General features: G+C 61.1%; 27 protein-coding genes. 16 read left to right on the top strand and 11 right to left on the bottom strand.

What is annotated here, in order from left to right; translation table 11 throughout:
* Positions 1–99: 99 nt before the first annotated feature.
* Together KX729_RS06570 and KX729_RS06575 are read left to right on the top strand one after the other, a co-directional pair.
* Positions 100–381 carry a ribbon-helix-helix domain-containing protein gene (locus KX729_RS06570; protein WP_219741623.1) on the top strand — a complete coding sequence of 94 codons (282 nt, stop codon included), beginning with the start codon at positions 100–102 and terminating at the stop codon, positions 379–381.
* Positions 378–686 carry a type II toxin-antitoxin system RelE/ParE family toxin gene (locus KX729_RS06575; RefSeq protein WP_219741624.1) on the top strand — a complete coding sequence of 103 codons (309 nt, stop codon included), beginning with the start codon at positions 378–380 and terminating at the stop codon, positions 684–686. Before KX729_RS06570 ends, KX729_RS06575 begins: the two co-directional genes overlap by 4 nt.
* On the opposite strand, the gene KX729_RS06580 is transcribed toward KX729_RS06575, so the two are convergent.
* A complete protein-coding gene (locus tag KX729_RS06580; RefSeq protein WP_219741625.1) occupies positions 683–2080 on the bottom strand; it encodes a TIGR03808 family TAT-translocated repetitive protein in 1398 nt (465 codons plus the stop codon). The genes KX729_RS06575 and KX729_RS06580 overlap by 4 nt on opposite strands.
* Positions 2081–2357: 277 nt before the next feature.
* On the opposite strand from KX729_RS06580, the gene KX729_RS06585 reads away from it, so the two are divergent.
* Complete coding sequence (locus KX729_RS06585; protein WP_219741626.1) at positions 2358–3824, top strand: sensor domain-containing protein; 1467 nt, start codon at positions 2358–2360, stop codon at positions 3822–3824.
* Here the strand turns inward: KX729_RS06585 and KX729_RS06590 are convergent.
* The 3 genes from KX729_RS06590 to KX729_RS06600 all read right to left on the bottom strand — a co-directional run bounded on the left by KX729_RS06590 (position 3821) and on the right by KX729_RS06600 (position 4998).
* Positions 3821–4150: a type II toxin-antitoxin system RelE/ParE family toxin gene (locus tag KX729_RS06590; protein WP_219741627.1), complete on the bottom strand. Its 330-nt coding sequence runs from the start codon at positions 4148–4150 to the stop codon at positions 3821–3823. The two genes, KX729_RS06585 and KX729_RS06590, sit on opposite strands and share 4 nt — an antisense overlap.
* A complete protein-coding gene (locus tag KX729_RS06595; protein ID WP_219741628.1) occupies positions 4151–4396 on the bottom strand; it encodes a type II toxin-antitoxin system ParD family antitoxin in 246 nt (81 codons plus the stop codon).
* Between the two features lie 65 nt (positions 4397–4461).
* Positions 4462–4998, bottom strand: a complete 537-nt coding sequence (locus tag KX729_RS06600; RefSeq protein WP_219741629.1) for a MarR family winged helix-turn-helix transcriptional regulator — start codon at positions 4996–4998, stop codon at positions 4462–4464.
* Between the two features lie 118 nt (positions 4999–5116).
* Between KX729_RS06600 and KX729_RS06605 the strand changes: the two genes are divergently transcribed.
* The 5 genes from KX729_RS06605 (at position 5117) to KX729_RS06625 (ending at position 10909) form a co-directional block, all read left to right on the top strand.
* Complete coding sequence (locus KX729_RS06605) at positions 5117–6652, top strand: MDR family MFS transporter (RefSeq protein WP_219741630.1); 1536 nt, start codon at positions 5117–5119, stop codon at positions 6650–6652.
* Positions 6653–6701: 49 nt separating this feature from the next.
* Positions 6702–7712, top strand: coding sequence for a ligase-associated DNA damage response exonuclease (locus tag KX729_RS06610; protein ID WP_219741631.1), 1011 nt, complete (start codon positions 6702–6704; stop codon positions 7710–7712).
* A 223-nt stretch (positions 7713–7935) separates the two neighbouring features.
* On the top strand, positions 7936–9561 hold the full coding sequence (locus tag KX729_RS06615) for a cisplatin damage response ATP-dependent DNA ligase (protein ID WP_219741632.1): 1626 nt from the start codon (positions 7936–7938) through the stop codon (positions 9559–9561).
* Between the two features lie 62 nt (positions 9562–9623).
* Entirely contained in the window at positions 9624–9830 is a 207-nt protein-coding gene (locus KX729_RS06620; RefSeq protein WP_219741633.1) for a hypothetical protein, read from the top strand.
* Positions 9831–9952: 122 nt separating this feature from the next.
* Positions 9953–10909, top strand: a complete 957-nt coding sequence (locus tag KX729_RS06625; RefSeq protein ID WP_219741634.1) for an alpha/beta hydrolase family protein — start codon at positions 9953–9955, stop codon at positions 10907–10909.
* Positions 10910–10918: 9 nt separating this feature from the next.
* Here KX729_RS06625 and KX729_RS06630 read toward each other — a convergent pair whose 3' ends face one another.
* Positions 10919–11803, bottom strand: a complete 885-nt coding sequence (locus KX729_RS06630; protein WP_219741635.1) for an NAD(P)/FAD-dependent oxidoreductase — start codon at positions 11801–11803, stop codon at positions 10919–10921.
* Between the two features lie 134 nt (positions 11804–11937).
* Here KX729_RS06630 and KX729_RS06635 point away from each other — a divergent pair, with 134 nt between their 5' ends.
* The 4 genes from KX729_RS06635 to KX729_RS06650 all read left to right on the top strand — a co-directional run bounded on the left by KX729_RS06635 (position 11938) and on the right by KX729_RS06650 (position 15478).
* The gene (locus KX729_RS06635) at positions 11938–12405 is read left to right on the top strand and encodes an Rrf2 family transcriptional regulator (RefSeq protein WP_219741636.1); all 468 of its coding nucleotides are present in this window, start codon (positions 11938–11940) and stop codon (positions 12403–12405) included.
* Between the two features lie 74 nt (positions 12406–12479).
* A complete protein-coding gene (locus KX729_RS06640) occupies positions 12480–13307 on the top strand; it encodes a L,D-transpeptidase (RefSeq protein ID WP_219741637.1) in 828 nt (275 codons plus the stop codon).
* 293 nt (positions 13308–13600) lie between these two features.
* The gene (locus KX729_RS06645; RefSeq protein WP_219741638.1) at positions 13601–14323 is read left to right on the top strand and encodes a L,D-transpeptidase; all 723 of its coding nucleotides are present in this window, start codon (positions 13601–13603) and stop codon (positions 14321–14323) included.
* A gap of 261 nt (positions 14324–14584) precedes the next feature.
* The gene (locus tag KX729_RS06650) at positions 14585–15478 is read left to right on the top strand and encodes an aminoglycoside phosphotransferase family protein (protein ID WP_219741639.1); all 894 of its coding nucleotides are present in this window, start codon (positions 14585–14587) and stop codon (positions 15476–15478) included.
* On the opposite strand, the gene KX729_RS06655 is transcribed toward KX729_RS06650, so the two are convergent.
* Both KX729_RS06655 and KX729_RS06660 read right to left on the bottom strand, forming a co-directional pair.
* Positions 15465–16253 carry a class I SAM-dependent methyltransferase gene (locus KX729_RS06655; protein WP_219741640.1) on the bottom strand — a complete coding sequence of 263 codons (789 nt, stop codon included), beginning with the start codon at positions 16251–16253 and terminating at the stop codon, positions 15465–15467. The genes KX729_RS06650 and KX729_RS06655 overlap by 14 nt on opposite strands.
* Positions 16254–16340: 87 nt before the next feature.
* Entirely contained in the window at positions 16341–16802 is a 462-nt protein-coding gene (locus KX729_RS06660) for a MarR family winged helix-turn-helix transcriptional regulator (RefSeq protein ID WP_219741641.1), read from the bottom strand.
* Between the two features lie 162 nt (positions 16803–16964).
* Between KX729_RS06660 and KX729_RS06665 the strand changes: the two genes are divergently transcribed.
* The gene (locus tag KX729_RS06665) at positions 16965–17387 is read left to right on the top strand and encodes an organic hydroperoxide resistance protein (protein ID WP_219741642.1); all 423 of its coding nucleotides are present in this window, start codon (positions 16965–16967) and stop codon (positions 17385–17387) included.
* Positions 17388–17519: 132 nt separating this feature from the next.
* Here the strand turns inward: KX729_RS06665 and KX729_RS06670 are convergent, their stop codons facing one another.
* The 3 genes from KX729_RS06670 to KX729_RS06680 form a co-directional block, all read right to left on the bottom strand.
* The gene (locus tag KX729_RS06670) at positions 17520–17816 is read right to left on the bottom strand and encodes a hypothetical protein (RefSeq protein ID WP_219741643.1); all 297 of its coding nucleotides are present in this window, start codon (positions 17814–17816) and stop codon (positions 17520–17522) included.
* Positions 17817–18260: 444 nt separating this feature from the next.
* Positions 18261–18824: a hypothetical protein gene (locus KX729_RS06675; RefSeq protein WP_219741644.1), complete on the bottom strand. Its 564-nt coding sequence runs from the start codon at positions 18822–18824 to the stop codon at positions 18261–18263.
* Between the two features lie 261 nt (positions 18825–19085).
* On the bottom strand, positions 19086–19550 hold the full coding sequence (locus KX729_RS06680; RefSeq protein ID WP_219741645.1) for a MarR family winged helix-turn-helix transcriptional regulator: 465 nt from the start codon (positions 19548–19550) through the stop codon (positions 19086–19088).
* Between the two features lie 54 nt (positions 19551–19604).
* Here KX729_RS06680 and KX729_RS06685 point away from each other — a divergent pair, with 54 nt between their 5' ends.
* From KX729_RS06685 to KX729_RS06695, 3 genes are all read left to right on the top strand, one after another.
* Positions 19605–20354: a DUF899 domain-containing protein gene (locus tag KX729_RS06685; protein ID WP_219741646.1), complete on the top strand. Its 750-nt coding sequence runs from the start codon at positions 19605–19607 to the stop codon at positions 20352–20354.
* A 44-nt stretch (positions 20355–20398) separates the two neighbouring features.
* On the top strand, positions 20399–20878 hold the full coding sequence (locus KX729_RS06690) for a DUF1579 domain-containing protein (protein WP_376775930.1): 480 nt from the start codon (positions 20399–20401) through the stop codon (positions 20876–20878).
* Between the two features lie 202 nt (positions 20879–21080).
* Positions 21081–21902 carry a VOC family protein gene (locus tag KX729_RS06695; protein ID WP_219741647.1) on the top strand — a complete coding sequence of 274 codons (822 nt, stop codon included), beginning with the start codon at positions 21081–21083 and terminating at the stop codon, positions 21900–21902.
* 93 nt (positions 21903–21995) lie between these two features.
* On the opposite strand, the gene KX729_RS06700 is transcribed toward KX729_RS06695, so the two are convergent.
* The gene (locus KX729_RS06700) at positions 21996–22754 is read right to left on the bottom strand and encodes an SDR family oxidoreductase (RefSeq protein ID WP_219741648.1); all 759 of its coding nucleotides are present in this window, start codon (positions 22752–22754) and stop codon (positions 21996–21998) included.
* Positions 22755–22765 lie beyond the last annotated feature (11 nt).

The following is a 22765-nucleotide window of genomic DNA, read 5'->3' on the forward strand; positions in this document are numbered from 1 at the left end:
GCTAGGGGCACAGACAGGAAAACAAAAGACCAAACCGCGTTGGACGATGATGAAAGTTTTCGATAGGATTTAATCGTGTCGAACGAATGGAGCCCGACCATGCGCACCACCCAGTCCCTCAGCATCACGCTGCCGATCGAGATGGCCGAAATGGTGAAGGCCAAGGTCGCGTCAGGCGAATATGCGACGGAGAGCGAGGTCATTCGCGATGGGCTTAGGACGTTGCTCGCGAGGGATGCGGCGATCGAGAAGTGGCTGGTGGAGGAGGTTGTTCCGACGCTGGATGCTATCGATGCAGACCCATCCAAAGCCCGTCCGCTGGAGGACGCTCGTAAAAGGTTGCATGCTCGCATCGATAAGATGGTCGAAGCAAAACAATGAAATACCGGGTTCTGCTCTCCGACGATGCGGAAGATGACATTGCCGAGCTTTTGACTTACCTGCTTCCGTTGGCGGGCGAGAAAGTCGCTCGGCGTTATGTCGATCGGCTCATCGACCATTGTTATTCGTTTGAAGCTTTCCCGGCACGCGGGATTGTCTCGGAAAAGCGGCCAGGCTTGCGGCTTGTCGGATACCGGCGTCGTGCGACCATCGCTTTTCGGGTTACATCCGATACGGTCACGATCGTCCGAATTTTCAATAAAGGTCGAAATGTTGATTTCGAGGACGAGTTGGAAAGCCTTTAGCCGACCCTATTCCCCGCAATCGTCAGATGCTTGAACCCCTGCCCATCACCCCGCCCCAGTTCTCCCGTAGCCGGCGCCTTCCATCGATAACCGATCAGCGCGCCGTCCTTCATGCCCTCGAACACATTGTTGGCGATCAGCGCGCTGCCGGCGCCTTCCGCCACCGTCACCGCACAACCGACCTTGGCCTGACGCACGATATTGCCCGTGGCGACCACATTGCGCAGATAGGGGCCGAAACCGAGCGCCAGACCCCAGAGCGGCACGCTTTCGATCACGTTGCCGGTAATCGCCGTATCCGCCTCGACGCTGATGCCGACGCCGAAGATCGCTTCGTCCAGCAAATAGGGGCCAGTGGCTTTCAGGTTGCGCACGATGTTGTTGGCGACCGTCGCCAGCCGGCCGCCCTCGTTGAAATTGACGATCGAAATGCCGTTCGCCGCGCCATCGACGATATTGCCGGAGATCAGCGCACCTTCGAAGGCAAATTCCGCATAGATCGCCGTTTCACCCGAGTTGAAACACTGGTTGTTGGCGATCTGCGCGTTCGAGGAACTGTTGGCGCGGATCGCCGAGAAGGCCGAGTCCGAGATATGGTTGCCGCTCACCATTACGTTGTCGGCACGAAACAGGTTGATGGCATTGCCATATTGCCCGGTACCGCCGTTCGTCGCGCCGATCCGGTAAAGCCGGTTGCCGGTGACGATCGTGCCGTCGACGCCCTTCGTCCAGCGATGGATCAGGATGCCGCCATTGCCGCAGTCGAAGACCGTATTGCCGGTAACCAACAGGCCGGAGCTTTCCACGGCATAAAGCCCGTATTCGGCAGCGCCCGAAATGCGGGTCCGGTCCAGCCGCCCGCCGCAGCGTTCCAGTTGGACTGCAACCTTGCGGGAGCCGACGATCTCGCAATTGTCGATCGTCGCGTCGGCGACGCCGCGCAGATGCACGAGTGCCGGCGTCTGGTCGTCCAGCCAGCGGTTGCCGCCATCGATGACGATGTTGGAAAGCTCGATGCGCCGGGCGCCATCGGCCCGCAGCATATATCCATCGCCGGAATAGATGAGGCGTGACGCGCCGGGCACGCCGGTAAGGCGTGTGCCGTCCGGCAGGTCGAGATCGGAAACGGGATAATTGCCAGGCGGCAGGAAGACCGGCGTGTTCTGGCGGGCGGCCTTTGCGATGAGATCGCGCAATTTGCGGCTCTGCCTGTCGCCACCTCCAGGTGTAATGCCGTTCTGTCCGGCATCGATCGATCCGCGCAGATCCACTGTCGAGACGCTGGAGGGAGCCGCGAATGCCTGTCGCGGCAGTCCGCCGGCGCCCATGCCCAGGGCAAGTCCGCCGCCGAACCCCTGCGCAAGCATCGTCAAAGCTGTCCGTCTCGAAATCATGCAATTGCGCTCCATGCCGTCAACGAAGCATTTTCCATGCCATTCCTTTGTATTGTGGTAACGGCAAATAGTTTTGGATGGTCACGAAGAAAAGCTTCTTTGCTGCGGTCAATCATGGCAATTTCGCGATGTTTTTAAGTAAGGGTAAGGAATTTCACGTCATGCTAATGGGCGTTGCGGCGGGATACTTGCAGTTTATCTAATGAATTGAAGAGGAGTCGCAGGGATGGTGGGAACCCTGTCATTCAGTGCATCCCCGATATTCGAGCCCGAAACCATGGATGAATTGTGCAGCCGCCTGCTGCGTGTCTCCACGGAAACCGATATCGATTTCGACGTGGCACTCGTCACGCGCGAACTCGAAACCCGTGCCCTTTTGGATCAGCTGCCGGACTTCATCTACGTGAAGGACCGCCGCAGCCGTTTCGTTTTCGCCAATGCCGCCGCCGGCCGCAACAGCCAGTATCATGACAGCGATGACCTGATCGGCAGGACCGATTTCGATATTCTCGACCGCGAGACCGCCGATGCCCTTTTTGCCGTCGAGCAGGAAGTCATGTCGAGCGGAATGTCGGTTGAAGGGAAAGAAGAGCGCATCAAGCTCGTCGATGGCCGCATTCTCTGGCTGATGACCTCAAAGATGCCGCTGCGCAACGAGGCGGGCCAAGTTGTCGGGCTTGTCGGCATTTCTCGTGACATCACAGACCGCAAACGCCAGGACGACCGGCGCCACGGCCACGCTCGGTTGCTGGAAATGATCGCGCGCGGCCAGCCGCTTCAGGTCGTTCTGGATGCGCTCGTGCGCACTGTGGAAGATGAGCTCGACGGTATCACGGCCTCCGTATTGCTGCTGGAGGAGGGCACCGACCGGCTGCGCCACGGCGCCAATACCCGCCTGCATCCGGCCTATGTGAAACTGATCGACGGTATCGAGATCGGGCCGAAGGTCGGATCCTGCGGTACGGCCTCCTGGCGGCGCGAGCCGGTCTTCGTCAAGGACGTGCTCGAAGACCCGTTATGGGAAAACTATCGTGAACTCGCGATGATGTTCGGCTTCCGCTCCTGCTGGTCGACGCCGATCATGGGCGTTGACGGCCAGGTGCTCGGCACGGTCGGTCTTTATTCCAATACGCCGCGCGAACCGACCGAGCTGGAACTTGAATTGACCGCCATGGCGACAGATATCGCCGGCATCGCCATCGAACGCTCCCGCAGCGAGCAGCGCATCCAGCACATGGCGCATCACGACCCGTTGACGGGCCTGCCCAACCGCGCGCTGTTCTGGACCCAGTTCAGCCGGTCGCTGCTGGAAGCGCAGCGTGAAAACCGCAAGATCACCGTCGCCTATATCGACCTCGACAATTTCAAGCAGATCAACGATACGCTTGGCCACGCGGCCGGTGACGAAGTCCTGAAGACGCTTGCCGCGCGGATGATCAGCTGTGTTCGGGCGACCGATCTGCTCGTGCGTCTCGGCGGCGACGAATTCGCCATCGTCTTCAGCAACCTCAACCATGACGAACTCGGCGTGTTGCGCCGTCTCCAGGAACTGCGCGGCGCAATCTCGCGGCCGATCACAGTCGAGGAAAAGAGCGTCGTCGCCACCTGCAGCATGGGCGTCGCCTTCTATCCGCAGGATGGATCGACGCCGGAGGCTCTGCTCGCACGGGCAGACCAAGCCATGTACGAGGCCAAGGGCATGGGGCGCAATGCGCTCAAGGTGTCGGTGGCCGAGGGGCTTTAGCCGTCGGTTTCGGAGTCGTCCGCGGCGTCCAGACCGAAATGGCTGGCCGCGTCGCGATGACCTTCGAGGATATTGACGATCTGGAATTCGTCCCCGACATAGCGGAAGAAGATGTAGCCTTTATAGGCGCTGCTTCTTAACCCTTCGCCGATTTCGTCGCGTGCTCGTCCCATATGGCCGGGTAAGCTGGCGAGTTTTATACATTTCAGGCGCAATTGGTGCGCAAAGCCGCGACCTATGGCCAGACTGCGGCTTTCACGGGTGATGTAAGCTTGAATTTGCGCGATATCCAATCGTGCGCTGGCGAGATAGCGAAGGTGTGGCAATCAGAAGCCTTCCTTGGCCAGCTTCTCGGCTTCCGCATCGAGAAATGCTTCAACATCTTCGTCCGTATAGCTTCCACCCGCCTCGATCGACTTCTGGATCGTCTCCCTCAGCGCTACGAGCTTCGCCTCCCGTTCCTCGACCAGCCGCAGACCCTCGCGCACCACTTCGCTGGCCGAACCGTAACGGCCGTCGCCCACCGCTTCCTCGATGAATTTTTCCCAACGGGGACCGATCGAAACATTCATGGAATTGCCTCCGGTTAGTTCCCTCAAGAATACCGGAATAACAATTTATGCGCAATTCCTGACATTCAGGGGGAGGGCGGGAGGCTTTCTTCCTGCGCCTTTTCGGCAGTCAGGAAAACGGATTCGAAATCCGTGATGAACTTTTCGAAGAGTATCGAGAACGTATTCAGCTCTTCGGGATCCCAGCCTTCGACCACACCGGCGAGCAGCGAACGTTTCACCGCACGTATTTCCGCCAGCAGGCTGTCGCCGAATTCGGTGCGCACGACCAGCGATCGTCGCCCGTCCGCCTGCGAGGCGTCGCGCTTCAGGATACCGCGGGTGACGAGATCGGCAACCAGCCGGCTGCCGCGCGAAGGATCGATCCGCATCGTTTCGGCAATCGCGCCCACCGTCACCTCGCCCTCGATGCGCCGCATCGCGTCGAGCACGTCGAGATGCGAAATGTCGAGCCCCGGCGCGATATTGGCGATCGCCGTGCGGCCGATGATCCGGCGGCCGATCAGCAGCCGCATCCGGCCGATGCTTTCGCTCACACGGGCCACATCCTCCGGGGAGGGGGCGATATCGGCGGCTTGTTTCAAAACAGTCTTGGTCGTCATTCCCTTATCATAGCAAAGCGCCCGGTGCTTTCAATCATTGTTTGCGCGATGCATCAAAGTGCCGTTGACAATTATATGCTAAAGGCACATAAATTTGCCATCACCCTGGAAAGACCTCATGGATATGACCCGCCCGGCGCCTGTGCCGCTCGTCGCCAGCCACCGCCAGCGGCTGGTGATCTTCTGTTTTCTGCTGACCGCGCTGTTCATGGCGACGCTGGACAACCAGATCGTCTCCACCGCGCTGCCGACCATTGTCGGCGAGTTCGGCGAGCTGGAACGTTTCGGCTGGATCGGCTCCGCCTATCTTCTGGCCAGCAGTGCGTCCATGCCGATCTACGGCAAGCTCGGCGATCTGTTCGGCCGCAAATACGTGATGCTGGGGGCGATCGTGCTCTTCACCATCGGCTCGCTGACCTGCGGTCTGGCCTGGTCAATGGATTCGCTGATCGCCTCGCGTTTCCTGCAGGGGCTCGGCGGCGGCGGCATCATGGTGTCGATTTTCTCGATCAATGCCGATCTCTTCGAGCCGCGCGAACGGGCCAAATACCAGAGCTATTCCAGCCTTGTCATCATGGCGTCCGGCAGCCTTGGCCCGCTGCTCGGCGGCACGATGAGCGAGCTGTTCGGCTGGCGTTCGATCTTCCTGATCAACCTGCCGATTGGCATCATCGCCGTCACCGGCATTTCGCTTCTGCTTCCCTATCGCCGCCCGGTCCGCAAGCCGAAGATCGATTATCTCGGCGCACTGCTGCTGGCCTCGACCGTCGCAAGCATCGTCGTCTGGGCCGATAGCGTGACGCTGTTCGGCTCGCTGGTTGCTTGGCAGTCGATGGTCGTCGTGGCGTTCGGCGTCTGCTGTGCCGCGCTCTGGGTCATCGTCGAAAGCCGCGTGCCGGAACCGATCGTGCCGCTGAAACTCTTCCGCGATTCCACCTTCCCGCTCTTCCTGATCGTTTCCTTCTGCACCGGTTCCGTGGCGATCGGCATGGCGCAATATTTCGCGCTCTTCCTGCAGACGACGACCGGTCTCTCGCCAACGGTCGCAAGCTTCTGTTTCATCGCCACGACAAGCGGCATCGTCATCGGTTCGATCTCGACCGGGAGGCTGATCTCGATCACCGGCCGCTACAAGCCCTTCACGCTGATCGGCCTTGGCCTCAACATTGCCGCCCTGTTCATCTTCTCGCAGCTGCCGGTCGGCACGCCGATCTATTTCATTCTCGGTTTCATGCTGATGCAGGGTCTGGCGATCGGTTTCGGCCAGCAGGCGCCGATTATCGGCGTACAGAATTCCGCACCGAGAGAAGATGTCGGCGCCGCCACCGGTGCCGTCACCCTGATGCGCATGGCCGGCGCCTCGATCGCCATTTCCATCTATGGCGCGATCGTCGCGGCCGGCATCCGTGATGTCGGAACGAGCATTCCGGGCGTTGCCGATATCGGCTCGCTGACGCCGACCATGATGCTGGCTTTGCCGGAAGCCTCGCGCCTTGCGGTCCACGCGCTCTACACGCATGCCTTCACCCCGGTCTTCATGACCGGCAGCGTCATTGCCATCTGTGGTTTCATCGCCGGCTGCATGCTGAAGCCGGTGCGCCTGCCACCGGCGACTGTTGCCGAGAAAAAGCCGGAGCCGGCCGCCGCGGACTGATCTGGCACAGCGCCTTTTTTGCCCTATCTTCAAGGGCATGAAAAAAGGCATGTCCCCTGGGGCGCTGCTGCACCCCACCCCGGCCGGGCTGTTCTGTCCCATCGGCCGTTTCCATGTCGATCCGGTGCGGCCCGTCGAGCGGGCCCTGATCACCCATGGCCATTCCGACCATGCCCGCGCCGGCCACACCCATGTGCTGGCGACGCGCCAGACGCTCGACATCATGCGGATTCGTTATGGCGAGGATTTCTGCGGCTCCGAACAGACGGCGGCATTCGGCGAGGAGATCGATCTCGATGGCGTGCGTGTGAGCTTTCACCCTGCCGGCCACGTGCTTGGTTCGGCGCAGATCGCCATCGAAAAGGACGGCCTGCGCATCGTCGTGTCGGGAGATTACAAGCGCGGCATCGACCCGACCTGCGCGCCTTTCGTGCCGGTCGCCTGCGATGTCTTCATTACCGAAGCCACCTTCGGCCTGCCGGTCTTCCATCACCCCGATCCGAAGGACGAGGTCGAAAAGCTTTTCACCTCGCTTCAGCAGTTTCCCGAGCGAAGCCATCTGATCGGCGCCTATGCGCTCGGCAAGGCGCAACGGGTGATCCGGCTGATCCGCGACTGCGGTTATTCCGAGCCGATCTACATCCACGGCGCGCTGGCGAAACTCTGCGACTATTATGTCGGGCAGGGCATCGACCTCGGCGAAATCCGCCCGGCGACGATCGAGAAAAGCAGCCCGGATACATTTCGAGGCGCAGTCATCGTCGGCCCGCCTTCGGCTTTCCAGGATCGCTGGGCGCGACGCTTCAACGAACCGCTGATCGCCTTTGCTTCCGGTTGGATGATGGTACGTCAGCGGGCGAAACAAGGTGGTGTGGAATTGCCGCTGGTGATTTCCGACCATTGCGACTGGCCGGAACTGCTGTCGACGATCGAGGAGATCGGGCCGTCGGAAGTGTGGGTGACGCATGGCCGCGAGGAGGCTTTGGTGCGCTGGTGCGAGCTGAAGGGAATACCAGCCAAGCCGCTGCATCTGGTCGGGTATGAGGATGAGGGGGATTGATGATGATTACATCTTTGCGCCAGTCCGACAGCACCCCCCTCTGCCTTGCCAGGCATCTCCCCCTCAAGGGGGGAGATTGGCTAGGGACTCCGACCTCCCTTCAATTGCAAGGCTGGAGTTTGGCAGAACCGGCCCACGAGTCGATCTCCCCCCTTGAGGGGGAGATGGCCGGCAGGCCAGAGGGGGGTAAACCCCACGGCATACCTTCAACGAGGTGGCGCCCATGAAACCCTTCGCCACCCTCCTGGACCGCCTCGTCCTCACCCCATCGCGCAACGGCAAGCTCAAACTCCTCGCCGATTATTTTCGCGACACCCCGGACCCTGACCGCGGCTACGGCCTCGCAGCATTGGCCGGCACCCTCGACCTCAAGGGCGTCAAACCCGCCATGCTGCGCGAACTGGTTCTGGAACGCATGGACGACGTGCTGTTCCGTTATTCCTACGACTATGTCGGCGACCTGGCCGAAACCATCTCGCTCGTCTGGGATGGCGGCGCCAAGGATACGGTCGATGACGACCATCAGCCGCGGCTGAGCGAAGTCGTCACCCGCATGAACTCGCTGGGCCGCACCGAAACGCGCTCCGCCGTCCGCGATCTCCTCGATCGTCTCGACACATCAAGCCGCTTCGCCTTCCTGAAGCTCGCCACCGGCTCGCTGCGCATCGGCGTTTCCGCCCGTCTCGCCAAACAGGCGCTGTCGGACATGAGCGGAAAAGACGTGACCGAGATCGAAACGCTGTGGCACGGCTTGACCCCGCCCTACATCCCGCTCTTTGCCTGGCTGGAGGGCAAGGCGGAAAAGCCGGTTCTGGCAACGCCGGCCATCTTCCACTCCGTCATGCTGGCGAACCCGGTCGAAGACGGCGATCTCGAAAAACTCGATCCGGCCGATTACGCTGCCGAATGGAAATGGGACGGCATCCGCATCCAGATGTCGAGTTATGGCGGCACGAAAAAGCTTTATTCCCGCTCCGGCGACGACATTACCGGCGCTTTCCCCGATATCGTCGAGGCGATCAATTTCGAGGGCGTCATCGACGGCGAACTTCTGGTCGGCGGTACGGCGCGTTCCAACAACCCGACCCGGACATTCTCCGACCTGCAGCAGCGGCTGAACCGCAAGACGGTGACGGGCAAGATGATCGAGGAATATCCCGCCTTCGTGCGCGCTTACGATCTGCTCTTCCAGGGCGACGAGGACATCCGCGCCGAGACCTATTTCGAGCGCCGCAAACATCTTTCCGATATAATCGAGCGCGCGCCGCACGACCGGTTCGACCTGTCTCAGCTTGTGCCCTTCACCACCTGGACTGAACTCGACACGCTCCGCAAGCAGCCGCCCGATCCGGTCATCGAAGGGGTGATGATCAAGAGGAAGGACAGCCCCTATCAGGCCGGCCGCCTCAAAGGCCCGTGGTTCAAGTGGAAGCGCGACCCCTACAATATCGATGCGGTGATGCTTTATGCCCAGCGCGGCCACGGCAAGCGGTCGAGCTATTATTCCGACTTCACCTTCGGTGTCTGGACGGAAACGCCGGAAGGCGAGGAACTGGTGCCGGTCGGCAAGGCCTATTTCGGCTTTACCGATGCGGAGCTCGAAGTGCTCGACAAGTTCGTGCGCGACAACACGACCGATCGTTTCGGGCCGGTGAGGGCGGTGCGCGCCGAGCCGGATTTCGGCTTCGTGCTGGAAGTCGCCTTCGAGGGCATCAACCGCTCCACCCGCCACAAATCCGGCGTCGCCATGCGTTTTCCGCGTATCGCCCGGTTGCGCCAGGACAAGCTGCCGCGCGATGCCGACCGGCTCGCGACGCTGACCGCGATGGTCGATGCCAAGGAGGCTTGAATCTGCCGTTTTGCGCCTATCTATCCATCCGCATTTCAAGGCTGGGTATTTGGGCGTACATCATGACGAAATCAGGTTTCATCATCAAAGCCATCATCGCACTGATCGGCTGTTTTGCCGCCGCTTATGTCGGCCAGGAACTCCTGGGCGGTGAAGCGCTCGGCTTTATCGCCGGCGGTGCCATTCTCGGCGTCACGGCCGGGCCTTTCCTGATGGCGCTGCTTCGTTGGCGCAAGGAAAGGGACGCGTTGCGCGCAAAGCAACCGTAGAAATTCTTTGCTTTTCTTCCCGATCTTCTCGGATGCGTTCATCTCTCGAATGATTGAATGGACAGCGTTTCTCGCGAATGCTGAAGTCGGGATCGACAAACTCTAATCAGGCTTGGCAGGACATGGCAGACATCCGCATTCTTCCTTCGCATTCCACTCCGGAAGAGGGCGGCGTGAAGCGCCGTACGCTGCTTGCCGGTGCCGCGGGCCTTGCGGCGGCTGCGCTGCTGCCCGCCGGCATGGCGCAGGCGGTCGGTTTTCCGATGCCGGATGTGCCGCCGCTGGAGAAGGAAGACTATGCCGAGGCGCGCAAGCGTTTTCAAACCAACCTCCTGCGCAAGGGGCCGTCGCCGGAAAAATCCGAACCGCTCGGCACACCGGCCGGCGCCAAGCGCGTCACTTATCCCGGCGGTCCGGATGGTTCGATCGAGCTGATCGCCTGGCTGTCGCATTACGAACCGATGGGCAAGCCGAAGCCGGCCGTGCTCTTCCTGCATGGCGGCAATGCCACCGGTGACGGCCATTGGGAATTGGTAAAGGGTTATTGGGAAGCCGGCTTCGTCGTACTTCATCCGTCTTTCCGCGGCGAAAACGGCCAGGAAGGCGCCTATTCCGGCTTCTATGACGAGACGGCCGACGCGCTTGCCGCCGCCACCTATCTCGAAAACCTGCCTGGCATCGACAAGAACCGCTTCTTCGTCGCCGGTCATTCGAATGGCGGCACTCTGTCTTTGCTCGCCGCCATGACGCGAAAGTTCCGCGCCGCCGCGCCGATCTCTGCCGGCGTCAATTCCTGGCGTTATTTCAACCGCTTCGAGCGCGAGGCACGGTTCGATGAAAACGACCCGAAGGAGTTCATCATGCGCTCCTCGGTCTGCTTCGGCCCGAGCCTGAAATGCCCGACCCTGCTGCTGCGCGGCACCGAGGAACGCCCCTTCGACGCCGACCACCAGCTGCTGATGGACCGCGTCAAGACCGCCGGCACGCCGATCGACGCCAAGCTCTTGCCGGGCAACCACAACGGCGTCGTGCCGGGCGCGGTGCAGGAAAGCATCAAGTTCTTCAACCAGTTCGCCTAAGGCTTCAGCTCAAGCCCCGAACATCAGGAACCGGTGCGTGGCGGCGCCGGCCATTGCGCCGTCGCCGACGGCGAGTGCCACCGAGCCTGCTGCTCGCGCCGCATCTCCGCAGGCGATGACGCCGGGGATGGTCGTCTGTTTCATCATGTCCGTCTGGATGAAAAGCCCCATCGGGCCGTCTTCGAGCGCGCAGCCGAGTTGTTCGGCGATCGGGCTGGAGATTTCGCTCTTCGGCATGGTGAAAAGCCCGGCAAAGGAAAGCGTCCGGCCATCCTGCAGCACGACATCCGCGTGGCCTTCGATCGCGCGGATCGGGGTCTTTTCAAGCCTGGCGCCGCGGCGGGCGAGCTCTTTCAAGGCAGCTTCGTCGGGCTCGAACACGTCGTTCAGCAGGAACGTGGTCGGTCCCCAGTCCGGCAGCATCAGCGCCTGATGCAGCGAGAGCGGTGAAGACGCGATGACGCCGACTTCGCCCTGGTTCAGCTCGTAGCCATGGCAGTAGGGGCAATGGTAGACGCTTTTGCCCCAGCGTTCCTGCAGGCCTTCAACGGCGGGCAGGTTGTCCTTCACGCCGGTTGCCAGCACGAGAGCCTTGGCCGTGAACGTTCGACCGCCTGCGGAGACGGAAAAGCCCGTGTCTGTCTTCGCCGCATCGTCCACCCGGCCGTCGCGCCATTGAACGGTGGGATAGGCTATCAGCTGCGTCCATGCCTTTGTGGCGATGACGGCGGGATCTTCGCCATCCTGCGTCAGAAACCCATGCGAATGCGCGGCAAACCGGTTGCGCCGCAGCCCTTCGTCGATGACGAGAATACGGCGGCGGGCACGCGCCAGCTGCAGGGCGGCGGACAGGCCGGCATAACTGCCGCCGATGACGATCGCTTCGTAATCCATTTCGAAATGCTCCCTGTGAATCTCGAAACAACATAAGTTACGTGATTGCCGTCGGTCAATCGTTTTGTAACTTCTATTGTTGCGTAAGGCGGCGCGTGTTAGAAACCGGGGAAATCTGAAGCCAAGGAGCATCGATGCGCCACGACAGCCGCCTTTCCCGCATGCTGCACGTGCTGATCCACATGGATCGCCACAAGGGCGCAACGACCTCGGAGCACATTGCGGCGATGCTCAATACCAATCCGGTCGTGGTCCGCCGCACCATGGCAGGTTTACGGGAAAAGGGTTACGTCCATTCCGAAAAGGGCCATGGTGGCGGCTGGACATTGGGGCGGCCGCTGTCGGAAATGACGCTGCTCGATATCTATCAGGCGGTCGGCGGGCCGCCGGTCTTTGCTGTCGGTCCGGCCAGCGATAATCCCGAATGTCTCGTCGAACAGGCCGTCAATGCTGCGCTTTCCGATGCCTTCGAAGAGGCGGAGAAACTGCTTCTGAAACGGTTCGGCACGGTAACGCTTGCCGATATCGCGCTCGATTTCGACCTGCGTCTGGCGCAGCATCCTAAATGGGCCGAGCGCCTTGGCGCCGATTGCAATTCCTGAACAGGTTCACCAGCTTCGCGCCAGCCGCGAGTGACATTCTCGCACCCGACGTCATCTGCCGGAATCGGGGTCCCATGCCAATCGTTCACAAACCTCTGCGCCGTATTTCGGGCCTTGGCCTGGTCTTCGCCGCCGCCACGATGCTTGCCGGTTGCGAAAGCATTCCCTTTGTAACCGATACCAGCCGCATGAACCCGGATGTCTTCGTGCAGCAGACGGCGCCGGTCTTTGCGGTCCCGGCCTATCAGGATCCGCCGTCGAACCAGCCGAAGCCGATGCCGGGCGCGATTCCGCAGAAGCGGCAGCTTTATCCGTCGGACTTCCACCAGACCTACGGCCTGCCGACCTCCAATCCGGTGCATCGCACGATGTACGGCATATTGAGCGACGAAGGTCACACGCTGCCGGCCATTCCGATCACGCGGGTCGATCCTCGCTTTCTGCGCCAGGATGTCGATTACCGCACCACCGAAGCGCCGGGCACGATCGTCGTCGATACGCGCCAGCATTTCCTCTATCTCGTTCAGCCGGGCGGCAAGGCGATCCGTTACGGCGTCGGTCTCGGCAAGCAGGGTTTTGCCTGGAGCGGCCGTGGCGTCATCCAGCGCAAGGCGACGTGGCCGCGCTGGACGCCGCCGGACGACATGGTTGCCCGCCAGCCGGACCTGCGCCAGTTCGCAGCCTCCGAAGGCGGCGCGACGCCCGGCCTCAACAATCCGCTCGGCGCCCGCGCGCTCTATATCTTCAAGGATGGCAAGGACACGCTCTACCGCGTCCACGGCACGCCGGACTGGCAATCGGTCGGCAAAGCAACCTCGTCGGGCTGCGTGCGCATGCTGAACCAGGACGTCATCGATCTCTTCGACCGCGTTCCTTCCGGCACGCCGATCGTCGTCATCTGATCCTCACGGAAATACGGCATAAGGGAGCGGCTTCGGCCGCTCTTTTCGTTTCGGCGGCGAAGAGCAATTCCAGACTGAGCTGTAGAGCGCTTTCCGATCGGAAGGTGCGGTGCGGCTTTTGCTGGATCTATTCTACCACCGCCTCGTGAAATTGCGTGTCGCGGTTGTGAATAGTTGCTTAATTACCGCAGGCCTATGTTTTGAAACGAGCCGAATCGGAATGGAACCTTTCGGCTTTCAATTCATTGAAGTATGCTTTTGCCATCCTTGCGTATTTTGTGTGGTCCTCCCCAATGATCCTGAACGATTCTCTTTCCCGCCGAGGGTTTCTCTCCCTTCTCGGCGTCGGTGCAGCCTCGACGCTGGCCGGTTGCGCGTCAACCTCGGCTGGCCCGGGCGATACGATCATCAGCTACCGTGACGGTGGCACTGTCATGCAGCCGACGGCGATGCCGGTCGGCGATCCGGCGGCCGCACAGATGTACGGCTCCTTCGAGGATGGCGGCTTCGTCATTCCCGCCATTCCCTACGAGCGCATCAACCCGCGTTATTATCGCCAGCGCGTCGTCGATCCGACCGGCGAACGTCCAGGCACGGTGGTCGTCGATACGCCGTCGCGCTTCCTTTATCTCGTCGAGCCGGGCGGTTCGGCCATGCGCTACGGCGTCGGCATCGGCCGCCAGGGTTTTGCCTGGTCGGGCGACGGCGTCATCCAGTGGCGCCAGAAATGGCCGAAATGGACCCCGCCGGACGAAATGGTGGCGCGCCAGCCGGAACTGACGAAATATTCCGCCAAGAACGGCGGCATGCAGCCGGGTCTCACCAACCCGCTCGGTGCCCGCGCGCTCTATATTTTCCGCAACGGCCAGGACACGCTTTACCGCCTGCACGGCTCGCCGGAATGGAACTCGATCGGCAAGGCCGTCTCGTCCGGCTGCGTGCGCCTGATGAACCAGGATATCATCGACCTCTACGACCGCGTGCCGGAAAAAGCCCGTATCGTTGTTTGGCAGTGAGGACTGGTCGGCGTAGCCGACGGAATGATCCAGTGAATCATTCCGAAGGACGAACGCGCTGAGCCTAAGCGAAGCGCAAGGCCGCCGGCGAAGCCCGAGCAATCGATCCAGTGAATCGATTGCAATGGCGAACGCCCTGAGCTCAAGCGAAGGGCCAGGGGCGGTCGAATGTTTCCCGATCGCACCCCAGACCAAAGCCTCAACCGGCTGTCACATCTGCCTGATACCCCTCGGCGATAATGCCGGGGGACTGGAAACCGCATGGATGACAGGCTTCAAATCGAGACTTCCACCGTCGAGCGTCTGATCGCGGGACAGTTTCCCGATTGGGCGCATCTTCGGTTAAACCCCGTCGCGCAAGGCGGCTGGTGCAACCGCACGTTCCATCTCGGCCCCGACATGTCCGTGCGCCTGCCGAGCGCGGAGCGTTATGTCGCGCAAGTGGAGAAGGAACACCGTTTCCTGCCGGTTCTCGCCGCGCAATTGCCGCTGGCCATTCCCTCTCCCCTGGCGCTCGGAAAGCCGGACGAGGACTATCCATGGCCCTGGTCGATCTATCGCTGGATCGAGGGAGAGCGCGCCAGCCTGGAAGCCATCCCGAACCTGACGGCTTTCGCCGAAGATCTTGCGGATTTTCTCAAGGCGCTGTGGAAGGCCGACGTGACCGGCGGTCCGCCCGCCGGCCAGCACAATTTCCATCGCGGCGGTGATTTGCGGGTCTATGACGCCGAAACGCGCCAGTCGATCGACGTGCTTGCCGACGAGGTTGACGGCGCGCTGATGACCGAAATCTGGGAAAGGGCGCTCGCCTCCCGATGGGCGAAGGATCCCGTCTGGGTGCATGGCGATATCTCCGAGGGCAATCTCCTCGTCCGCGATGGAAGGCTTTCCGCCGTCATCGATTTCGGCAGTTCCGGTATTGGCGATCCCGCCTGTGATCTCGTCATCGCCTGGACCTTTCTCGACGAGCCGGCGGCGCAGGCATTTCGCGAGCGGCTGTTGCTCGATGCGCAAACCTGGGAAAGGGCGCGGGGCTGGTGCCTGTGGAAGGCGCTGATCGTGGTTGCCGGTCACCCTGGCACCAACCCGCTCGTCAAGGAACAGCACCGCGCCTGGATCGGCCGCGTGGTCGCCGATCATCTCAGGGTGGACTGATCGTTCCCCACACCAGCTTTGTACGGACGGTAAAAGTCAGGTCGCCATCTGAATTCGCATAGGGTGCCAGAAGCGCGATGAGTTCCGCATCGAATTCAGCCATCCGGCCTGCGAGTTTCGACGGCGCGAACGTGTCGCGGGAATGCTGGCAGAGGATGAAATCGCCGACGCTCTGCAGGAATGGTTCTGAAAGGCAATATTCGCGGCCTTCGATATCGAGATAGCGCTCGTAACCTGCCATCTCCTCCTGCTTGCCGGCATGATCGAACGCCTTGCTGGTAATGGCCGGCACCCATCTGGCAAGGAAATGGCGCCAGTCATCCTCCCAGTCGGGCTCGAAAGGCGTATCACCTGAAATCACTGCCAGCCGATGACCGGAAGATGCATGGGCGGCCAGTCGCGGGAAAAGCCGCGCGTGATCCATCCAGTGAATGCTTGTCGCCGCGACGGTGAGGTCGAAATGCCGCTCGCCGATCGCAAAATCCTCGGCATAACCCTCGATCCAGTCGATATTCGGCGCATCGCCGCCGGGCAGCGACCTTCCGAGCGCGATCATGTCCGCCGAGGGATCGACAGCCGTCACCTGCTGGAAATGCCCTGCGAGCGGCCGCGCAATCTTGCCCGGCCCGCAGCCGAGATCGAGCAGGTTTTGCCGCCGCGGCGCAATTGCCAGAAGCTTTTCGAAAACCGTATCGGGATAGGGCGGGCGATAGGAATAGTTCTCGACGACATCCGCATCCTGGAAGGAGGCGCCGGCACGCTGGTTTTCGACCATGAAAGGCTCCGCTCTTTCGTTGCAGTCGAAGACCGCCGTCTAGACGGCGCGCGTGTCAGGCGGATGACAGGCTGACTTACCGGCCGATCATTCGCCCGCCTTGTTGAGCCTTTCCTTCAGGGCGATAATGCTGTCGCGCACGGCGACCGCCTCCTCGACGCTGCAGCCGATCGCCTGGCCGATCGCGGCATAGACCTCGTCCGCCTGCGCCTTCAGGCCGGCGCCCTTTTCCGTCAAGGTGATCACCACCTGCCGCTCGTCTTGCGGGTCACGCTGGCGGGCGACGAGGCCGGATTGCTCAAGGCGTTTGAGGAGAGGGGAGAGCGTGCCGGAATCGAGCCCGAGCTTTTCGCCGAGCACCTTCACCGTGTGACCGTCCTCTTCCCACAGAGCCAGCATGACGAGATATTGCGGGTAGGTGAGGCCGAGCGGCTCCAGCAGCGGCTTATAGGTGCGGTTGAACGCATGCGCGGCGCCATAGATCGCAAAACACAGCTGTGCATCGAGCCTGATCTCGACATCTTTCGCCTTGGGCGCGTTTTTCTGCATGGCTGGTCCTGACTTCACGGTTTCGTGCGCTACTTTTTCTTGTGCCCGCAATATCGCAGGCTTGACGCCGGATTGCAACGCGCGTAATTAGATTGTGCGCAATTGAATTGCGGACAAGATTTAACGCTGGTTCAGCCAGTTTTCAACGAAGGGAAGAATATCATGCCCATTCTCTACACCACCAAGGCTTCTGCCACCGGCGGCCGCGCAGGCCATGGCGCTTCCGAAGACGGCGTTCTCGACGTCACGCTCACAGTTCCGAAGGAACTCGGCGGCGACGGCGCTCGCGGCACCAATCCGGAGCAGCTTTTCGCCACTGGTTATTCCGCCTGCTTCCTCGGCGCGCTGAAGGTCGTTGCCGGCAAGGAAAAGGTGAAGATCCCGGACGACGCCAAGGTGACTGCAACGGTCGGCGTCGGCCCGCGTGAAGACGGCGGCGGCTTCGGCATCGAGGTTTCGCTCTCCGTCAGCGCTCCGGGCATCGACAAGGCCCAGCTGGAAGATCTCGTCGCCAAGGCGCACATCGTCTGCCCCTATAGCCACGCGATGCGCACTTCGACGGAAGTCCAGGTTTCGGTCGAGTAATCGACGAGCGTCGATTTCGACAAGGCCGTCCGCAGTTGATCGCTGCGGGCGGCTTTTTTCCGTCTGGCATGTCGCCAGAAATGCGAAAAGCCTGGGCGCTGCCCAGGCTTTCCGAATGTCGAAACCGGTCGTTTAGTTGTTGCAGGCGGTATTGCCGCTGCCGAGCGGAGCGCCCTGGGCACCGACGCCCGGAGTGCCGGGAGCACAAAACTCGTTGCTGCCGGCCGACGAAGAGCCGGAAATGCCGATGGTCGAGTTATCGTTGATGCTCTGGGTCGTCATGTTGTCGACGTAGGGATCGGCAGGAACGGCCTGACGGGAATAGGTACCTGAATTGTACTGCGCATCCGAGTCGTCCATGACGGTCTGCGCGAAAGCCGAGGTGGCGAGGCCCATGGCCAGGGCGGAAGCTGCTAGGATCTTGTACATTGCTGTGTCCCTTTTCATTGCTTGTGAACGAGGGCCTAACGGGCAAAACGGAAAACTTGTTCCGAAATTGCAGCCTTCACATTTTCGTGCATGATACTGACACTACATCATTTTTTGAGGATTGCCGGCATTGCGCCCCGGCAATCACGCGGCCATGCATCTTGAAAGGGTGCATTCTAGAACATCGCTGCAATATCCATCGCCACATAGGCGACGCCGCCGAAGATTACGAAAACGGTACATGCCAACATGGCATCCGATATGGTCAGCTTCATCTTTTCATGCCGCGTTCATGCGGCTCCCTTGCGACTTCATCGTCGTCAGGGACAGGAATAGAAGCAACAACCTAACGGCTTCTCTACCGGTTCATTAAAGTTTTCTAAATTATCGAAATGGGACTATAAATCCTCGCCGGATCCCGCAGGCCTAACCCGGATATCTCTGTCAGGCGAAGATTGCCGTCGCACCCGTGATGAACAGAAGCGCGATCGCCACCACGATCGCCACGACGGTTTTGCTTTTGGCAAGCGCGGCTGTGCCCAGAAGCGCGTAATAGGTCAGGTTGAGGCCGGCCCAAAGCGCGACGTCGCTTATCGGCCATGGCGTCGTATAGGCGGATATGGCCGGCGGAATTTGCGTCATCATGTTGCTGGCCAGCACGCAGAAGACCACCACGCGCCGGTGCTCCATGATGTGACCATCCAGCGTGTCGGTCTCGGACGCTTTCGGAAATACCTGGGTGGCCGCGAAATAATAGAGAAGCGCGATCAGCGACACGGCGAGCGCCATCGGGTAGCTCACATTCGCTACTTCGCGATAGGCCCAGGCATTCATCCAGAACGTGATCAGATCGACGAGAAGCAGCGCGCCGAAAAGCGGCGCCACGATCCCCATCTTGCGCTTGTCGCGTTCGTCGTAAGCGCGCGAGAAGCCGGACACCACTTCCGCAACGGCAAAGCCGAGCAGCAGGCCGTAAAAGGCGAACATGAAACTGAATGCGTCGCTCAACGAAACTTCCCTGACAGGTCGCATGAACTGGTAACGGCCGCCGTCGCGACGTTGGCCGGGCTGCGTGATCGGGCGCTGGTCTGCCCGGTGTTAGCGCCTTGATCGCGTTCGACATTACAGGCATGCAGGCGAGTTGCAAGTCGGTCTGGTCGCGTTCAGCCGCTGCGGAAACGTCTTTGAGGCTGACAGGGGGAGGGCGGTGGTGCCGCAGGAGGCGACCTGACGCATAACCCGATATGGTGCGTGTCCCGACCGCCCGGCTTACCGGACTTTTCCCAGGATCGACCGGAGCTCGCCGGATGTGGCGCCACCGTCTTGCAGTTCCGCATCGATCTCCGCATGCACCCGCGTCCAGATCGGCAGCGCGGCGGTCAGCATGGTCATGCCATCGGGGGTGAGGCGCAGAAGACGGCCGCGGCGATCTTTCGGGTCGGTGGTGGTCTCCACCAGGCCGCGCCGTTCCAGCACTTTCAGCGCTGCCGTCAGCGTCGTGCGGTCCATGGCGAGCAGGTTGGCGACCGAGCTCATCGTCGCCGGCTGGGGACGGTTCAGCGACATCATCAGCGAAAACTGTCCGTTGGTCAGCCCGATCGGCTTCATCGCATTGTCGAAACGCCTTGCCAGGGCACGCGCTGCGCGCTGCACATGCAGGCAAAGGCATGTATCGCGCACATGGATCGTCGTCGAAAAGGGAATCACTTCGGGGGCAGGCGTGTTTGACAGCATGGATTTATTATGTTGATATCAACGCATTCTGTCAAGGAAATGAGGAGCCCTGCCATGGATGTCACCGTCGCCCCGAAGAATGCCGTCGTTTCCGAGGAGGAGTGGCTGGAGCGCCGCAAGGAACTCCTGGCACTGGAAAAGGAAGAGACCCGTTTGCGCGACAAGGTGCGCGCTGCGCGCCAGGCGCTGCCCTGGGTCAAGGTGGACAAGGACTATGCCTTCGATACGCCGAAGGGCAGAAAGACGCTCGCCGATCTCTTCGAAGGCCGCAGCCAGCTGCTCGTCTACCATTTCATGCTCGGCCCGGACTGGGATGCCGGCTGCACCGGCTGCTCCTTCCATTCCGACCATGTGGACGGCATGCTGCCGCATCTCAACAATCACGACGTGACCTATGTCGCGGTGTCGCGCGCGCCGCTCGACAAGATCGAAGCCTATCAAAAGCGCATGGGCTGGAAATTCCCCTGGGTCTCGTCCTTCGGTTCGGATTTCAATTTCGATTATCACGTCTCCTTCACAAAGGAGGATTTGGCCAAGGACAAGGTCACCTATAATTACCGCGAGGTCCCGCCGGCCGAGGCGCATGACGAACTTCCCGGCCTGTCCGCCTTCTACAGAAACGAGGCGGGCGAGGTGTTCCACACCTATTCGAGCTATGCCCGCGGCGGCGAGGAGCTGATCGGTACGCTGATGATCCTCGACCGCGCGCCGCTCGGCCGCAACGAGAGTTCAACCATGAACTTCGTCAAGCGCCACGACGAATATGAACCGAAGCCGGAAGCCGGTTCATCCTGCTGCCATTAAGCGGGTCCATTATTTTCCAAGAAAAGCGTGAGGAGGATACGACGATGAGCATGATGGAAATGCCCAAGCCGCAGGCCGAGCATGGCTTTCTCGAAAGAATGGTCGGAAGCTGGAAGGTTACCTCCAACAGCATGGGACATTCGGAAGTCTGGACGGAAACCTGCCGCTCGCTGAACGGCGTCTGGTTCGTCGCCGAAGGCAATGGCGACATGCCGGATGGCGGCGGCCCCGCCACCACGGTGCTGACCCTCGGTTACGATCCGGCAAAGGGCCGTTATATCGGCACCTGGTTCGGCACGATGATGAACCATCTCTGGGTCTATGACGGCGAAGTCTCCGATGACGGCAAGACGCTGAGCCTCTACACGACCGGGCCGGATTTCGCCGAGCCGGGCAAGATGGGCGACTACCGCGAACAGATCACCTTCACCGCCAACGACCATCGCACCTTCACCTCCAGCGCCAAGCAACCGGATGGAAGCTGGAAGCAGTTCATGCAGGCGGATTACGCGCGGGTGGGGTGAGGACCTCGTTTATGTTTTGCCCCTCACCCTAACCCTCTCCCCGTTCTGACGGGGAGAGGGGACGTGCCCCGCTCGACGGTCAAGATGGGGGAGACGGCGCGGCTAGCTTCCTTCTCCCCGTCGAAACGGGGAGAAGGTGCCGGCAGGCGGATGAGGGGCTGCTTTTCCAAAACATTCAAATTCATTCCTGAGGAGAAAATTTATGCTGCAGACCAATCCCCAATCCCGTTCAGAGACCCATGGCAAATTCATCTGGGTCGAGCTGATGACCTCCGACACCAAGGCAGGCGGCGAGTTCTACTCGTCCGTCGTCGGCTGGAAGGTGAAGGAAATGAGCATGCCGGGGGCCGGCGACGCGATGCCGCCCTATTTCCTGTTCGAGATGGGCGAGGGCGACAATTGCCCCGGCATCGGCGGCATGATGGATTTCCCGCCGGAACTCGAAGGCAAGCTGCCGCCGAACTGGACCGGTTATGTCGCGGTCGATGACTGCGACCAGATGTGCAAGGATTTCGTGGCGAATGGTGGTCGCGTGCAGCGCGATCCGGAAGACATTCCGGGCATCGGCCGTTTTGCCGTCGTCGCCGATCCGCATGGCGCCGTCCTTTGCATCATGACGCCGCTGCCGATGGAAAACCCGCCGGCAGAACTCGCCTGGGATGCGGTCGGCAATGTCGGCTGGCGCGAGCTTTATGCCGGAAATGGCCGGGAAGCCATGGACTTCTACGGCAAGATGTTTGGTTGGACCCTCGACCACGATTTCGACATGGGGCCGATGGGCACCTACCACATCTTCTCCCATAACGGCCGGCAGACCGGCGGCATGATGACGAGGCCGGAACAGGTGCCGGTGCCCTGCTGGTGCTATTATTTCATCGTCGATGCGATCGATGCTGCCATCGACCGCGTCAAGGCCGGCGGCGGCCAGATCCTGATGGGTCCGATGGAAGTCCCCGGCGGCTGGATCGTCCAGGGGCTCGATCCGCAGGGTGCCTATTTCTGCCTGACGGCCGGCAAGCGCTGATCGCTTTTGTCATGTCGGCCCCGCTTCGGCGGGGCCGTTCGTTTCATCGTCTACCGATTGCGCGATGAAGTCGCGTGCTTTCGTCTCGCAAGCTCAATGCCGTATGGCGTTGATGCCGTTGAACATCGCGTCGAGATTGCCGTTTTCGGCGGCGTAGCGAAGCGGCTTGCAGCGCTCGACCACCACTTCCGTCACGTCCGGCTGGTCGGTGAGGATCTGCATGACTTCCGAGATGAAATCGGCAAGCGGCATGGCATTCGGATCGCTTGCCTGATGCGCGCCCATCAGTTCGGTCTGGACATAGGGCGGAACGATCTCGATCACCTGAGTGCCCGTATCCTTCAACTGGTGACGCAGTCCCATCGTATAGGAATGAATGGCCGCCTTGGTGGCCGAATAGGTCGGCGTCATGGCCATGGGCACGAAAGCGAGACCGGACGAGACGTTCAGCATCGCCGCATCCTTGCCTGTCCGCAGATGCGGCAGCAGGGCGGCACCGAGGCGGATCGGGCCGAGCAGATTGGTGGCGATCGTCGTCTCGGAGATTTCCAGATAGTCGCCCCCGGCACCGATCTCCTCCATCACCATAATGCCGGCATTGTTGAGAACGGCATTCAGCGACGGATAGGTTTTTACGATCTCGGCGGCAAACGCTTTGATGCCCTCCGCATCGGTCATGTCGAGCGCCATGGCCTGCATGCCGGGATTGGCGGCGGTCACTTCCGCCAGCGCCGATTGCCGCCGGCCGGTAATGATCACCTGATTGCCGAGCGCGTGAAACGCTTCGGCCAGCGCCCTGCCGATGCCCGATCCGCCGCCGGTGATGAGAATAGTGTTGCCGTTCATCTTCATGGTTTTCGCCT

The sequence above is a fragment of the Neorhizobium populisoli genome, from assembly GCF_019430945.1.
Classification (GTDB): Bacteria; Pseudomonadota; Alphaproteobacteria; order Rhizobiales; family Rhizobiaceae; genus Neorhizobium; species Neorhizobium populisoli.

Coding starts and splice junctions, on each gene's coding strand:
- KX729_RS06575 (WP_219741624.1), top strand. CDS start 378: ATGAAATACCGGGTTCTGCTCTCCGACGATGCGGAAGATGACATTGCC.
- KX729_RS06580 (WP_219741625.1), bottom strand. CDS start 2,080: ATGATTTCGAGACGGACAGCTTTGACGATGCTTGCGCAGGGGTTCGGC.
- KX729_RS06680 (WP_219741645.1), bottom strand. CDS start 19,550: ATGCTGTCAAACACGCCTGCCCCCGAAGTGATTCCCTTTTCGACGACG.
- KX729_RS06695 (WP_219741647.1), top strand. CDS start 21,081: ATGCTGCAGACCAATCCCCAATCCCGTTCAGAGACCCATGGCAAATTC.
- KX729_RS06665 (WP_219741642.1), top strand. CDS start 16,965: ATGCCCATTCTCTACACCACCAAGGCTTCTGCCACCGGCGGCCGCGCA.
- KX729_RS06700 (WP_219741648.1), bottom strand. CDS start 22,754: ATGAAGATGAACGGCAACACTATTCTCATCACCGGCGGCGGATCGGGC.
- KX729_RS06635 (WP_219741636.1), top strand. CDS start 11,938: ATGCGCCACGACAGCCGCCTTTCCCGCATGCTGCACGTGCTGATCCAC.
- KX729_RS06690 (WP_376775930.1), top strand. CDS start 20,399: ATGAGCATGATGGAAATGCCCAAGCCGCAGGCCGAGCATGGCTTTCTC.
- KX729_RS06640 (WP_219741637.1), top strand. CDS start 12,480: ATGCCAATCGTTCACAAACCTCTGCGCCGTATTTCGGGCCTTGGCCTG.
- KX729_RS06585 (WP_219741626.1), top strand. CDS start 2,358: ATGGATGAATTGTGCAGCCGCCTGCTGCGTGTCTCCACGGAAACCGAT.
- KX729_RS06570 (WP_219741623.1), top strand. CDS start 100: ATGCGCACCACCCAGTCCCTCAGCATCACGCTGCCGATCGAGATGGCC.
- KX729_RS06595 (WP_219741628.1), bottom strand. CDS start 4,396: ATGAATGTTTCGATCGGTCCCCGTTGGGAAAAATTCATCGAGGAAGCG.
- KX729_RS06660 (WP_219741641.1), bottom strand. CDS start 16,802: ATGCAGAAAAACGCGCCCAAGGCGAAAGATGTCGAGATCAGGCTCGAT.
- KX729_RS06685 (WP_219741646.1), top strand. CDS start 19,605: ATGGATGTCACCGTCGCCCCGAAGAATGCCGTCGTTTCCGAGGAGGAG.
- KX729_RS06605 (WP_219741630.1), top strand. CDS start 5,117: ATGGATATGACCCGCCCGGCGCCTGTGCCGCTCGTCGCCAGCCACCGC.
- KX729_RS06670 (WP_219741643.1), bottom strand. CDS start 17,816: ATGTACAAGATCCTAGCAGCTTCCGCCCTGGCCATGGGCCTCGCCACC.
- KX729_RS06655 (WP_219741640.1), bottom strand. CDS start 16,253: ATGGTCGAAAACCAGCGTGCCGGCGCCTCCTTCCAGGATGCGGATGTC.
- KX729_RS06600 (WP_219741629.1), bottom strand. CDS start 4,998: ATGACGACCAAGACTGTTTTGAAACAAGCCGCCGATATCGCCCCCTCC.
- KX729_RS06615 (WP_219741632.1), top strand. CDS start 7,936: ATGAAACCCTTCGCCACCCTCCTGGACCGCCTCGTCCTCACCCCATCG.
- KX729_RS06630 (WP_219741635.1), bottom strand. CDS start 11,803: ATGGATTACGAAGCGATCGTCATCGGCGGCAGTTATGCCGGCCTGTCC.
- KX729_RS06650 (WP_219741639.1), top strand. CDS start 14,585: ATGGATGACAGGCTTCAAATCGAGACTTCCACCGTCGAGCGTCTGATC.
- KX729_RS06620 (WP_219741633.1), top strand. CDS start 9,624: ATGACGAAATCAGGTTTCATCATCAAAGCCATCATCGCACTGATCGGC.
- KX729_RS06625 (WP_219741634.1), top strand. CDS start 9,953: ATGGCAGACATCCGCATTCTTCCTTCGCATTCCACTCCGGAAGAGGGC.
- KX729_RS06645 (WP_219741638.1), top strand. CDS start 13,601: ATGATCCTGAACGATTCTCTTTCCCGCCGAGGGTTTCTCTCCCTTCTC.
- KX729_RS06610 (WP_219741631.1), top strand. CDS start 6,702: ATGTCCCCTGGGGCGCTGCTGCACCCCACCCCGGCCGGGCTGTTCTGT.